General features: G+C 68.0%; 10 protein-coding genes. 2 read left to right on the forward strand and 8 right to left on the reverse strand.

The window, feature by feature from the left end:
* Positions 1–318 precede the first annotated feature (318 nt).
* The 8 genes from culp6 to glf form a co-directional block, all read right to left on the reverse strand.
* Complete coding sequence (culp6, locus tag AC5Y30_RS06465; RefSeq protein ID WP_499917264.1) at positions 319–1,329, reverse strand: carboxylesterase Culp6; 1,011 nt, start codon at positions 1,327–1,329, stop codon at positions 319–321.
* A gap of 199 nt (positions 1,330–1,528) precedes the next feature.
* Complete coding sequence (locus AC5Y30_RS06470) at positions 1,529–2,434, reverse strand: alpha/beta hydrolase-fold protein (RefSeq protein ID WP_499917660.1); 906 nt, start codon at positions 2,432–2,434, stop codon at positions 1,529–1,531.
* Between the two features lie 160 nt (positions 2,435–2,594).
* A complete protein-coding gene (gene ag85A / locus AC5Y30_RS06475) occupies positions 2,595–3,641 on the reverse strand; it encodes a diacylglycerol acyltransferase/mycolyltransferase Ag85A (RefSeq protein WP_499917265.1) in 1,047 nt (348 codons plus the stop codon).
* Positions 3,642–4,032: 391 nt separating this feature from the next.
* Positions 4,033–6,006: a terminal beta-(1->2)-arabinofuranosyltransferase gene (aftB, locus tag AC5Y30_RS06480; protein ID WP_499917266.1), complete on the reverse strand. Its 1,974-nt coding sequence runs from the start codon at positions 6,004–6,006 to the stop codon at positions 4,033–4,035.
* The gene (locus AC5Y30_RS06485) at positions 5,993–6,901 is read right to left on the reverse strand and encodes a decaprenyl-phosphate phosphoribosyltransferase (protein ID WP_499917267.1); all 909 of its coding nucleotides are present in this window, start codon (positions 6,899–6,901) and stop codon (positions 5,993–5,995) included. Before AC5Y30_RS06485 ends, aftB begins: the two co-directional genes overlap by 14 nt.
* On the reverse strand, positions 6,898–7,449 hold the full coding sequence (locus AC5Y30_RS06490) for a phosphatase PAP2 family protein (RefSeq protein WP_499917268.1): 552 nt from the start codon (positions 7,447–7,449) through the stop codon (positions 6,898–6,900). The genes AC5Y30_RS06485 and AC5Y30_RS06490 overlap by 4 nt, the downstream gene beginning before the upstream one ends.
* Positions 7,442–9,352, reverse strand: a complete 1,911-nt coding sequence (locus tag AC5Y30_RS06495; protein ID WP_499917269.1) for a glycosyltransferase — start codon at positions 9,350–9,352, stop codon at positions 7,442–7,444. The genes AC5Y30_RS06490 and AC5Y30_RS06495 overlap by 8 nt, the downstream gene beginning before the upstream one ends.
* The gene (gene glf / locus AC5Y30_RS06500; RefSeq protein ID WP_499917270.1) at positions 9,352–10,542 is read right to left on the reverse strand and encodes a UDP-galactopyranose mutase; all 1,191 of its coding nucleotides are present in this window, start codon (positions 10,540–10,542) and stop codon (positions 9,352–9,354) included. The genes AC5Y30_RS06495 and glf overlap by 1 nt, the downstream gene beginning before the upstream one ends.
* A 252-nt stretch (positions 10,543–10,794) precedes the next feature.
* On the opposite strand from glf, the gene AC5Y30_RS06505 reads away from it, so the two are divergent.
* Both AC5Y30_RS06505 and AC5Y30_RS06510 read left to right on the forward strand, forming a co-directional pair.
* Positions 10,795–11,931, forward strand: coding sequence for a PirG (locus tag AC5Y30_RS06505; RefSeq protein WP_499917271.1), 1,137 nt, complete (start codon positions 10,795–10,797; stop codon positions 11,929–11,931).
* 128 nt (positions 11,932–12,059) lie between these two features.
* Positions 12,060–13,751 (forward strand): N-acetylmuramoyl-L-alanine amidase, encoded by a 1,692-nt coding sequence (locus AC5Y30_RS06510; RefSeq protein ID WP_499917272.1) that lies wholly within the window; start codon positions 12,060–12,062, stop codon positions 13,749–13,751.
* Positions 13,752–13,763 lie beyond the last annotated feature (12 nt).

Here is a 13,763-nt window from a genome sequence, read left to right on the forward strand (position 1 = left end):
CTCCTGTCACGCCTGTTTTCGGTCGGCTAGGCCGACTCGTTGTCCCTAGGTCGGCTCCGCCGACGGCTTCGTTCCTCAGCCGGCCATGCCGCCGGTTGCATGTCTGGTCACACGCGCCGGACCTCGCACGGCACCCGTCGAGAACGCCGGTGATGTGCCAGCCCTAGCCAGCATCCACCCGATCGGGTGCGCGACAAAGGTCCGATAGCTCTTAAATTCCTCTTAATGTTACGGGGCCGCCTACGGCAGACCAAATCACAAGGTACCGCTGATCGGCATCGGCAACCGCTACCTGAGGCTTGTGTCCGGCCAGCCCGATCATCCGTGTTTTGGTTGTGGCGCATTTGCGATCAGACCGTGAGCCCAGTTGAGCGTCCAGTCGGTCGCCGGCGCCCCGTCGATGCTCCAGCATTGCGTCGTCGCGTACAGCGCGTGGACCGGCTGACCGGCTCCGCCGGCCAAGGTGTTCAGCGTGGTCGGCAGGTTCGCAATGCTGAACGCCTCCTCGGGAGCGGCGCAGATCAGGTCGCCCGGCGCGCAGATTTCATTGGTCTTGCCGTTGAGGTCGCCGAAACCGCCGGGGCGCTCACCGGTCATGGTGAGGCCCATTCCGGACAGGATGGGCACCTCGTGCAACGTGATCTCGGCGCCCTGCCCCGGCGGGTTGGGCCCGATGTCGTTGCCGACGCCGATCTGGCGACGACCGTCAGCGATCAACGTCACACCCAACACCAGGTCGTCGTCGACGGGTCCGCGCCCGTTGCCGATGTCGCTGGCGATGTCGCCCATGATCACGGCGCCCTGCGAAAAGCCCATCAGCACGTAGCTGGTCAACGGGCACTTGGCGTTCATGTCGGTCATCGCCTGCACGGTCGCGCGGGTGCCTTCGGCGCGGCTGGCGTTGTAGGACATCTGCGTGTCGCCGCTCAGCGGATTGTGAAACTGCGCGGTGTACGGCGTGGTGAAGGCCTGCACCCGCGACGACGGGAACTGCTGGGTGAGGGTCGCGGTCGCCTTGTGCAGCAGCGCGTTGGGGAATTGGACGGGGTTGCCGGGGTCGTCCTGCACCGAGGACTCCCACGTGCCGGGGACGTTGACCAGGAGGACGTCGGGGCACGAAGCGTCCTGAGACGCGGGCCGCGGCTTGTGCGGGTGCGTCGTCGTCGACGACGGGGGCAGGACCCCGGGTGGGACCGCGCTCGGCTCCGAGGAGTGCCCGCGCAGCAAGGTCACCGCGGCCAGGATGCCAAGCAGGACGACGGCGGCGACGGACAGTGCGGCGATCCAGGCGAGGGTGCGTTGCCGCTTACGCCGCGCGCTTGTAGCCATGTTCTCCTGCCAGCAGTGTCGGTGGAACGCAGCTACGCGGTCCTCCCGACCCCTGCTGCACCCCCTACACGGTACCGGCTCGGCCGGGTGGGCCGGCCGGCCAGCGACCCGCAGCGGGCGGCATCGCCGCGCTCGCGATCGGCGCTAGCCCAATGGCGCCGACCCGCGGCGCCCGGCTTCGCCGCGCTCGCGATCGGCGCTAGCGAATGGCTCCGACGATCTCGCCCGACATCGCCCCGAGCTGCCCCGACCACGAACCCCAGCCGTTGTCGCCGCCGCCGGGGAAGTCGAAGTGGCCGTTGTGGCCGCCGTTGCTGCGGTACTGCTGATAGAACATCCGGCTGTTGCCCATCGCCTGGGCGGCCTGGCCGATCATCGCGGCGGGATCGCTGGCGCTGTCGTTCGTCGGGCTGTAGACCCAGACGCGGGTGTTGTTCTGCGCCAGCAGCGAGGAGTGCACGTAGGGGTCGTGCCACTTCCACCGGCCCAGCTGCGGGGCTCCCCACATGCCGTTGCCGTCCACACCGCCGAACTGCTGCAGACCCGCCAGGATCGCGCCGTTGGTCGTGGTGTCCGACGGGTAGAGGAACCCGGACAGCGAGCCTGCGAAGCCGTAGCGGTCGGGGTGGAATGCGGCCAGCGCCATCGCGCCGTAACCGCCCTGCGCGGCACCGACGGCGGCGTGCCCGCCGGGCGCCAGGCCCTTGTTGGCGGCCAGCCAGTCGGGCAGCTCGCTGGACAGGAAGGTGTCCCACTGCTTGCTACCGTCCTGCTCCCAGTTGGTGTACATGCTGTACGCGCCGCCGGCGGGCGCCGCGACCGAGATCCCCTTGCCCGCCAGCGTGTTCATCGCGTTCCCCGCGGTCACCCAGTTGCTGACGTCCGGTGCGGCGTCGAACGCATCCAGTAGCACGACCATGTGCGGGCCACCGGCCATGAAGGCCACCGGAATGTCGCGGCCCATCGCCGCCGACGGAACCATCAGGCTTTCGTAGCCTGCCGCTCTGGCCTTGCCGACGGTTGCCGCGGGCTGTAGCGCGAAGGCCAACCCGACCGCCAGCACGGCTACGCAGAACACCCGGAAAAGCGCCGACATACCCCGCACGACCGTCATGTCCACCCTCCATCGTGTAGTCGCTGAAAGCACATTAGCCAGGGCCGTGGTTCCCCCGCTCGCCGGGTAGTGAAACACGTCACATACCCCGAAAGACTAGCGGCGGGAACCCCGAAGGGTTCCCGCCGCTCGTCGTTCTGCTTGGCAGTGCTTAGGTGCCCTGGCCGTTGCCGGCGTTGCCGGCGTTGGCGGCCGTGGCCGGACCCGCGCCCGGGGTGGCGCCCAGCGTCGACTGCAGGTCGGGCAGCATGGCGTGCACCTGCGCGCCCCAATACGGCCAGTCGTGGGTGCCGTTGGCGTCGAAGTTCCACACCGCGTTGTGGCCACCCGCGGCGTTGTAGGCGTCCTGGAACTTCAGGTTGGAAGTCCGCACGAAGCCCTCGAGGAACTTCGCCGGCAGGTTGTCCCCACCCAGGTCCGACGGCTTGCCGTTACCGCAGTACACCCAGATGCGGGTGTTGTTGGCGACCAGCTTGCCGACCTGAAGCGACGGGTCGTTGCGGGCCCAGGCCGGGTCCTCCTTCGGACCCCACATGTCGGCGGCTTTGTAGCCACCGGCGTCACCCATGGCCAGGCCGATCAGCGACGGGCCCATCCCCTGCGACGGGTCCAGCAGCGCCGACAGCGAGCCGGCGTAAACGAACTGCTGCGGGTGGTAGGCGGCCAGGATCAGCGCGGACGAACCGGCCATCGACAGACCGACCACGGCGCTGCCGGTCGGCTTCACCTGCTTCTGCGACGAAAGGTACTGGGGCAGCTCGCTGGTGAGGAAGGTCTCCCACTTGTAGGTGGTGCAGCCGGCCTTACCGCAGGCGGGCTTGTACCAGTCGGAGTAGAAGCTGGACTGGCCACCGACCGGCATGACAACCGAAATGCCGGACTGGAGGTACCACTCGAACACCGGGGTGTTGATGTCCCAACCGTTGAAGTCGTCCTGCGCGCGCATACCGTCGAGCAGGTAGAGCGCCGGCGAGTCGGCGCCACCGCTCTGGAACTGAACCTTGATGTCGCGGCCCATTGCGGCGGACGGAACCTGCAGGTACTCCACCGGCAGACCCGGGCGCGAGAAGGCCCCGGCGGTCGCCGAGCCTCCGACGGCGCCAATCAGGCCCGAGAGCAGCGCCGCACCCGCGGCCGCCACGACGAGCCGGCGCGGCATACCCGCCACGGCGCCGCGCAATCTGTCGACAAGCGTCATCCTTGCTTCCTCATCCTTCTTGCGGCCTTTCGGCGCATTTCACCGATCGGTCACTGTCTTGATTGGTCAAACTGCCTGCACGGACCCGAATGCACGGCTCCTTCTCGGGCCGTCCCGGCCCGCATCGTCGCCACGCCAAGCGCAGGAGTGCTCGTGTAGTCAACCACACGATGCGCCATTCGGTCGCATCGAGTCGCGGGCACCAACCGTCGAGCGGCCCACCTACCCAGCGGTTTTCAATTGAAACATGTGTCTAAAAGGCGGCGTTTGCACATGTGCTTGGCGGCCATTGCCAGCTGGTGAGAGGCCAAATGTGATGTTGCTGCCATTCTTTCGCGCCCGGCACGCTGTGATTTGTTCGGCGTTTGCCGAAATTTCTTCTGCGCGACGCTTACTCGCGAGGTGGTGGCGGCGCCTCATCGGGGACCGGCAGCCCACACCGGGCCAGTTCGTAACGCGGCACCCGGTCGATCCGGTATTTGGTGAACCGGAAGGAATTCACCAGGTTGGACAGGAAGCGGTGCGGGGTCATCGGTGCGCGCACCGAGCTGAGCACCGCCTTGGTCTCCGGGCATTGCAGCGCCGAGACCGCCTCTGCGACCCATTGTTGATCCAGGTAGCCCGGGATCCCCGGAGGCAGCTTCACCCACGGGCCGTCGGCGATCACCCAGTCGGGAAAGAGGTTCTTGTCGTGCCCGATGCGGCCGTGCTTGAGCCGTTCCGTGTGCTGCGCAAGCGGATTCGCCAAGCCGATCTGATCGATCACCCTGACATCGAGGCCGACATTCATGCCGACCATGCCGAGGTTGGTGAAAAACACTGCATGCTGGGGTTTTTGCGCGGACTTGTCGCCCGGCGGCGGCTGGGCCTGCGGCACCAGGTCCCACTGGATGTAATTGCCCGACGGCAGCAGCAGCGCGCCTTCGGGAGTGTTGTTGAGGGCGGTCAGGATTGCCGCCATCCGCGGATAGCCCAGGTAGTCCGCCGCGGTCAGCGGATGCGCGTTGCCGGTTGCCTGGGAGTAGAAGCGGCGTTCGTCCACAATCCCGGAGTAGGTGACGTGGGTGGCATCGTCGCCCATCCCCGGTGAATTCGCCGCCCATAGCGCCCATCCGGCCAATCCCAGCCACAACGCGCCGGCGGCCCCGGCAACCCAGTTCCCGGTCTCCCGCGAATAGTCCTGGCCGTCCGGGATCGCGATCGGGATGACGGCGACCGGAGCCAGCAGACAGAACAGCGGGGCCAGCAGCACCCGGGCGTGCATGAAGTCGCCGCCTTGCCGGATCCAGTACAGGGCCTGCAGCAGACCGCTCACCACCACCCACGCCACCACCGCGGGCGGGCTGTGCACCGCACGGGCAAACCGCCCGTAGTCCGGCGCCAGCGCAGGGCGCAGGAACGAGGGCCGCCGGCGGGCGGCGAACAGCAGCGCGCCCAGCGGCACGAGAAGCACCACGGGTATCCACACCGCGTAGGGCGCGTCGAAGTTGAGCAGGTAGATCATGCCCTGCGACCATTTGTCCCCGGCGGCGTCCTTGGCCAGCGCGGTGCCGGGCACCAGCAGGCCGTAATAGCCCATCCGGAAGATCTCGTACGCGACCGGCACGAAGCCGCCGGCCACCACGATCAGCACCCGGCGGCGCCAGGTCCGTGCGGCGACGAGCATCATGATCAGCGCCAGGCCGCCCATGAGCGCCAGTTCCGGCCGGACCAGCACACTGAACCCGGCAACGAACGCCAGCAGCCCGGCGAACACCTTGTTATCCGCGCGGTTACGCACCGGCTGCGCCCAGCAGACCATCATCCACCACAACAGCCCGAGATACGCCAGCGCCAGACCGCTCTCCAGACCGGACGTGGCGAAGTCGCGCGCCGGCGGCAGCGCGATGTACACCAGCACGCCGGCGGGCAACATGATGGCCTTGCGGCCCCGCAGGCTCGGCGCGTACAGCCGCGCGGCGCCCAGCATCACGCACGCCACGCCCAGCACCGAAAGCACCAGCGCGAGCGCGAGCGCCACATACTCCATGCGCAGGGGGCCGCCGACCCAGCTGCCGACATACATCAGGTAGGTCCAGGCCGTGGAGGTGTTGGCCTCCACCCGCTCACCCTGGTTGAACACCGGTCCATTGCCGGCGAGCAGATTGCGCACCGTGCGCAGCACGATCAGGCCGTCGTCGGCGATCCACCGGCGCTGCCAGCTCCCCCAGCCGAACAGGACGGCGACCAACGCCACGCTGATCCACAGGCTGGCCCGCACCGTGGTGGTGTACGGGAACACCGGCCAGCCGGGCCGCCTGATCACCGGCCGGCTGCGCATCATCCGCGCTTTGAGAGCCTGCAGTTCGGGGCTAACCGAAGGCAACGGCGGCTCCGACTGTTGCGATCCACGCCAGGAACAGCAGCTGCAGCACCCGGTCGCGCAGCGCGATGTCTTCGGGTTCACCTGCCAGCCCGCCGTCCACGTCCACCGCGTAGCGCAGGATCGCGATGGTGAACGGCACCAGCGACACCGCGTACCAGGATCCCGAATGGTGGTCACGCTCGAACGCCCACAGGCCGTAGCAGATCACCACCGCGGTCGCCGACATCGTCCAGACGAATCGCAGATAGGTGCTGGTGTAGCTCTCCAGCGATTTGCGGATCTTGGCGCCGGTGCGCTCGGCGACCTGCAGCTCGGCATAGCGCTTGCCGGCCACCATGAACAGCGACGCGAACGCGGCCGACAACAGGAACCATTGGGACAGCGGGATCTCCGTCGCCACGCCGCCGGCGATGGCACGCAGCAGATACGCCGACGACACGATGCAGATGTCAAGCACGGCTTGGTGTTTGAGGCCGAAGCAGTACGCCAGTTGCATGGCGAGGTAGATGGCCATCACCAGCGCCAGGTTCGGCGTCACGAACCATGCGATGCCAAGCGACGCCGCACCCAGCAGCGCCGCCAGGAAGTAGGCCAGCCACTCAGGCACCACGCCCGCCGCGATCGGGCGGAATCTCTTGGTCGGGTGCTCGCGGTCGGCCTCGACGTCGCGGACGTCGTTGACCAGGTATACCGAGGACGCCGCCAGGCTGAACACCACGAACGCCAATCCCACCTGCGTGAGCATCTGTGCGTAGTCGTACCGGATGCCGCTGCCCAGCCCGGCCACCGGCGCGGCCAGCACCAACACGTTTTTCACCCACTGGCGGGGCCGTATCGCCTTGATCACCCCGGTGATCAGGTTGCCCGGCGGTCGGGTCACGACGTCCTCACTCATTCGGCTCCACCTCTTGCGACCTCTCCTGCGCGGCGCGCGATCGCCGCAACCACGGCACCGAGGGCGATGCCGAAGGCCACGTCGCTGGGGTAGTGCACTCCCAGCAGCATCCGTGACAACGCCATCGGCGGCACCAAGACCGCGGCGCATACTCCTCGAGGCAGACCGGTGGTCCGGCCCAGCAGAATCGCCGCGGCGGTGGTCGAAGTGGCGTGTGCGGACGGGAAACTCAGTTGGCTCGGCGTGCCGACGTTCACCACGACGGCGGGGTCGTGCGGCCGCTTGCGGCGCACGATCCGCTTGACGATGACCGCGGCGGCGTGCGCGCCGAAAGCCCCCGCACCTGCCACCAGCCAGTCCCACCGCCGCTTGGGCGAAAGCACCGCTCCGAGCGCGGCGACGGCCACCCAGCCGATGCTGTGCTCACCGAAGTGGGACAGTGCGCGCGCCGCCGGCAGCACGCCGGGGCGTTCGTTCAATGCGGCCTGGACGGCGACGAGCGCGGCCACCTCGCCGCGCGGCGCCTCTGCGGCGGCGGCCTCATGCATGTTCTGCAGCCGGCTGGGGGCACCGCCCGCTTGCGGGGGACAACGCCGTCTCCCACTTCTGCTTGCTCGACAACACGGGCAGTGCGCCGCGGTACACCCGGCGCATCTCCTCGAAGCGGCTGAGCAGCTGGCGCTGACGGCGCAGCGATGCGAACAACAGCGAGAACATCTTTCGCCGGTCCCGCTGGCGGTAGACCACGCCGCAACCGTCGGCCGTGGTGACGGTCACTCCGTCGACCGTGCACAACCGGAACCAGCGCGCATCCTGGGTCGGCACGTTGAACTCGGGCCGCGCATGGGATTCCGGGTCGGCCTTGGTCATGTTGTGCAGGATTCCGCGGGCCAGCCGGTAGCTGATCGACACCGGGTTCACCGGCGGCTTCATCGCCTTGGTCTTGTGCTGAGGCGAGGCCAGTTCGCTTGCCGCCGGCAGCACGACGGCGTCGGGGTATTCCTTGCGCAACCGATGCACCTCGGGCAGCGCGGATTCCAAAATCGAGAAGATGTGTTCGGGTCCCGCGAGGAAGTCGTCGATGGCCCGGTTCTGGATTGCAACCGTCGAATACTCAAGGCAGGCAAGGTGTTTCAGTGTTGCCTTGAGGTGGCTGCGAACCAGGCCGGTGATGTCGCCGTCCCAGTGCAACGATGCGACCACCAGCCGGTTGCGCAGGTGGAAGTAGGCCTGCCAGTCGATCGCGTCGTCCTTGTCGCTCCAGGCCATGTGCCAGATCGCGGCGCCGGGCAGCGTGACGGTCGGGTAACCGTGCTCACCGGCGCGCAGACCGTACTCGGCGTCGTCCCATTTGATGAACAACGGCAGCGGCTGGCCCAGTTCCTCGGCGACGTGGCGCGGGATCATGCACGTCCACCAGCCGTTGAAGTCGACGTCGATGCGACGGTGCAGCAGTGCGCTGCGATCGTTCTTGTCGTTCAACGGAAACCTGGCGAAGTCGTGGTCGTACTCGGCGTGCGGCGCGGCGGTCCACATGAAGTTCGACTGGTCGACGACCTCGCCCATGATGTGCAGGTGTGACGGCTCCTGCAGGTTGAGCATCTGCCCGCCGATCAGCATCGGCGTCTTGGCGAAACGATTGAGCGCCAGCACCCGCAGGATCGTGTCCGGCTCGATGCGGATGTCGTCGTCCATGAACAGAATCTGTTGGCAGTCGGTGTTTTTCAGCGCCTCGTACATCACCCGGCTGTAGCCGCCGGAGCCGCCGAGGTTGGGCTGGTCGTGGATCGACAGCCGGTTGCCCAGGCCCGCGGCCGCCGCCGCGAAGTCCGGGTGGTCGCGCACCTTGCGCACGCCCTGGTCCGGGACGATGACCGCGCCGATAACCTTGTCCACCAACGGATCCGCGGTGAGATCGGCCAGCGCGTTGACGCAGTCGGCGGGGCGGTTGAACGTGGGGATGCCGACGGCGATGTTGGCCGTGCCCGGGGCGGGCTCGGTGGCATACCAGCCGCCATTGATCAGGTCGACCTCGGTGTCGGTGGTGATGTCGAACCAAATCCAGCCGCCGTCCTCGAAAGGCTTGAGCGCCACCTCGATTTCGACGATGGCCGGTTGCTCGCCGGTGCCGACGAATTGGCGGCCTTCCACCGAGATGCGCACCCCGGTCGCCTTGGTCCGGTAGACGTCGACGCGTCCGGTCCCGGTCAGCTCGACCCGCAGCACCACCGACTGACAGATGGACCAGCGGCGCCAGTAGCTGGCCGGGAACGCGTTGAAGTAGGTGGCGAACGACACCTCGGACTCTTTGCCGATCTCCAGCGAGGTACGGCTGGTCGCGTGGGCACGCCGGGCGTTGGTCGTCGACTCCTCGAGATACAGCTTGCGCACGTCGAGCGGCTCACCCGGGCGGGGCAAGATGATTCGGGACAAAAGGCTGACGGCGGTCATTACGGGGCTTCCTCAACTAAAGGCACGCCGTCCCGCAGGTGCGGCGCGAGGACGTTGTCGTACATGTTCAGGGCGCTGGCGATGGCCATGTGCATATCCAGGTACTGATAGGTGCCCAGCCGGCCGCCGAACAGCACCTTCGACGACGCGGTCTCGGACTTCGCCCGGGCACGATACGCGGCCAGCAGTGCGCGATCGGCCTCGGTGTTGATCGGATAGTAGGGCTCGTCGTCGTCCTCGGCGAAGCGCGAGTACTCCCGCATGATCACGGTCTTGTCGGTGGGATAGTCGCGCTCGGTGTGGAAGTGACGGAACTCGTGGATGCGGGTGTACGGCACGTCGGGGTCGTTGTAGTTCATCACCGGCGTGCCCTGGAAATCGCCGATGGGCAACACTTCCACCTCGAAATCGAGCGTGCGCCAGCCCAATCGGCCCTCGGCGTAGTCGAAGTAGCGGTCCAGCGGCCCGGTGTAGACGACCGGCGCGTCGCGGCTCTCGGCGCGCAGCTCGTCGCGCACGTCGAACCAGTCCGTGTCCAGCCTGACCTCGATGCGGTCGTCGGCGGCCATGTTGCGCAGCCAGGCGGTGTAGCCGTCGACGGGCAGGCCCTCGTAGGTGTCGGAGAAGTAGCGGTTGTCGAAGGTGTAGCGGACGGGCAGCCGGGTGATGTTCGCGGCGGGCAGTTCCTTGGGGTCGGTCTGCCATTGCTTGGCCGTGTACCCCTTGACGAACGCCTCGTAGAGGGGTCGGCCGATCAGCGAGATCGCCTTCTCCTCGAGGTTCTGCGCGTCGGCGGTGTCGATCTCGGCGGCCTGCTCGGCGATGAGCTTGCGGGCTTCGTCGGGGGTGAAGTACTTGCCGAAGAACTGCGACACCAGCCCCAGCCCCATCGGAAACTGGTAGGCCTGCCCGTTGTGCATCGCGAAGACCCGATGGCGGTAGTCGGTGAAGTCGGTGAACTGCCGCACGTAGTCCCAGACCCGCTTGTTGGAGGTGTGGAACAGGTGCGCACCGTACTTGTGCACCTCGATGCCGGTGTGCGGCTCGGCTTCTGAGTAGGCGTTGCCACCGATGTGCGGTCGGCGGTCCACGACGAGGACGCGCTTCCCGAGCTGGGTAGCCACGCGCTCGGCAATGGTCAGTCCGAAGAATCCAGAGCCGACGACGAAAAGATCGAAACGAGCGGTCATCGGTTGCTTAGGGTATCCGACCGCGTGGCTCGAACCCATTTGGCGAGGCCATGCGGCGGCGTGGCTTCGTGACGACGGCCGTTGCGGCGCCTGGGATCCGCGATCACGGTCGTGGTCGCAATTGCCTCACGATTCAATATCACCACTCTAGTAACAGGCTCCCCACTCGTACCATCGACTTTGTGTGATTCCCGCCAGATAGGAGCGGTGGGACGCGCCGACACAACACATAGTCAGATTGAGGAGACTTCCGTGCCGAACCGACGCCGACGCAAGCTCTCAACAGCCATGAGCGCGGTTGCCGCCCTGGCAGTGGCGAGTCCTTGCGCATACTTCCTGGTTTACGAATCAACCGCCGGCAACAAGGCGCCCGAGCACCACGAGTTCAAGCAGGCCGCGGTGATGAGCGATCTGCCCGGCGAGCTGATGGGCGCCCTGTCGCAGGGCTTGTCGCAATTCGGGATCAACCTGCCTCCGGTGCCCGCCTTGAGTGGGGGCGCTGCCGGCACACCCGGTCTCGCCAGCCCCAGCCTGGGCACTCCGGGCCTGGGGACCCCCGGCCTGGGCACGACCGGCCTGACCAATCCGGCCATGACCAGCCCCGGCCTGGCAAGTCCCGGCCTGACCAGCCCCGGCCTGACGAGTCCCGGCTTGACCAGCCCCGGCCTGACGAGCCCCGGTTTGGCCAGCCCTGGCCTGACGAGCCCCGGTTTGGCGCCCACCACGCCCGGCCTCACCGCGCCAGGCGCGTTGCCGGCCACCCCCGGTGGCGGCGTCGCGACTCCGGGCGCCGGGCTCAACCCCGCGCTCTCCAACCCCGGGCTGACCAGCCCGGCGGGGGTCACGCCGGGCCTGGGTGGCCCGGCGCTGTCACCGAGCGAGGTGCCGATCGACTCTGGGGCCGGCTTGGACCCGGGCGTCGGCGGCACCTACCCGATCCTGGGCGACCCGTCCACCTTCGGTAACGCTTCGCCGATCGGCGGCGGCGGTACCGGCCTGGGCGGCGGCTCGGGCACCGGCGGCGGTGCCAGCGGCGGCCTCGTCAACGACGTGATGCAAGCCGCCAACCAGTTGGGCGCCGGCCAGGCGATCGACCTGCTCAAGGGCCTGGTCATGCCGGCCATCACGCAGGGCATGCACGGCGGCGCTGGTGCCGCGAGTGCCTTGCCGGGCGCCGCGGGTGCCCTGCCGGGTGCGGCGGGTGCCCTGCCTGGTGCGGCCGGTGCCCTGCCGGGTGCCGCGGGCGCGTTGCCGGGCGTGGCGGGTGCCTTGCCGGGCGCCGCGGGTGCCCTCCCGGGCGCCGCCGCGGGCGCTCTTCCCGCCGCCGCGGGTGCGGCCGGTGCGTTGCCGGCGGCCGCCGGTGCGGTACCGGCACTTCCCCCGGTCTAGCCCTTTCCGATCCCTTCACGAGACGGCACCGCAGATCATCTGCGGTGCCGTCGATTTTGTGGAGATTCGCCAGCGCGAGGCTCGTGTCGTCTCACAGATAACACTAGAAACACACGTAACATCGCCTGGTGCCTCGCAGTCGTGCGCCGACGATGTTGCTCACCGCCATGGCGGCGACCGTCGTCCTCGTCTCGTGGGTGACGGACACGGCCCGCGATCGCGGCACGGCCAGCCCCCCGGCGTCGCACGGAACTCGGCTCGTCGAGCAGCCGCTCTTCGGCCTTGGTCCCGGCGTCACGGTCCGCGAAATCAGTCAGACCACCCCGTTTTCTCTGGTCGCGCTCACCGGCGACCTGGCCGGCACGTCGACCCGCGTGCGCGCAAAGCGCCCCGACGGCACGTGGGGCCCGTGGTATCAGACCGAATACGAAACGGCGGCGCCCGACCCGGCGACGCCCGCGGCGGGCACCGGAGACCCGGCGGCTCCGGACCGCCCCGGCGGGGCGACCGAGGGGCCCCGCGGCACCGATCCGGTGTTCGTGGGCACCACCACGACCGTCCAGATCGCGGTCACCCGCCCGCTCGACGCGGCGGCGACGCCGGCGGCGCCTCCCGCTGGCGGGGGACCGCCGCCGGGCGCGAAGACCGATCTGGGCTACAAACCGGCATCCCGGGAACAGCCCTTCGGGCAGAACATCTCGGCCGTCCTCATCTCGCCACCGCAAGCGCCGGCGAAAACGCGTTGGACACCACCGGCCGGAGTCTTGATGCCCGGCCAGGCTCCCCCCATCATCGGCCGGGCCGAATGGGGCGCCGACGAGTCGCTGCGATGCGGTACCCCGCAGTACGACAACGGGATTCGCGCCGCGGTCGTCCACCACACCGCGGGCAGCAATGACTATTCACCGCTCGAATCGGCCGGGATCGTCAAGGCGATTTACACCTATCACAGCAAGACGCTGGGCTGGTGCGACATCGCCTACAACGCGCTGGTCGACAAGTACGGCCAGGTATTCGAGGGCAGCGCAGGCGGTCTCACCAAGGCGGTCGAGGCCTTCCACACCGGCGGGTTCAACCGCAACACCTGGGGTGTGGCGATGATCGGCAACTTCGACGACGTGCCCCCCACCCCGATCCAGCTCAGAATGATGGGCCGGCTGCTCGGCTGGCGATTGGGCCTGGACTCCGTCGACCCCAAGGGCACGGTGCAACTGGAGTCGGCAGGCAGCCACTACACCACTTTTCCGGCCGGCTCCATCGCGACGCTGCCGACCATCTTCACCCACCGCGACGTCGGCAATACCGATTGCCCGGGCAACGCCGCCTACGCGCTGATGGACGAAATGCGTGATATCGCATCACATGTCAACGATCCGCCGGAAGAACTGCTCAAGGCGTTAGAGGGCGGCGCGATCTATGACCACTGGCAAGCCATCGGCGCGATGAGCAGCGTGCTGGGAGCGCCGACCTCGCCGGAGGACGACGCCGAAGGTGATGCCCGTTTCGTCACCTTCGCCCGCGGCGCGATGTACTGGTCACCCGAGACCGGCGCCCAGCCGGTCACCGGCGCCATCTACGACGCATGGGGCTCGCAGAGCTACGAACGTGGCCCGCTCGGATTGCCGACCAGCGCGGAAATCCAACAGCCGCTGCAGATTACGCAGAACTTCCAGCACGGCACGCTGAACTATGAGCGGTTGACCGGAAATGTCACCGAGGTCCTGGACGGGATCACCGTTCCGCTGACAAACGAATCGCCAAGCGGCCCAACGGTACCGGCCGAGCACTTCTCGCTGCCGTCGCACCCGACGCCGACGTAACCGGCGGCGCCG

This window comes from Mycobacterium sp. NGS27 (genome assembly GCF_059813005.1).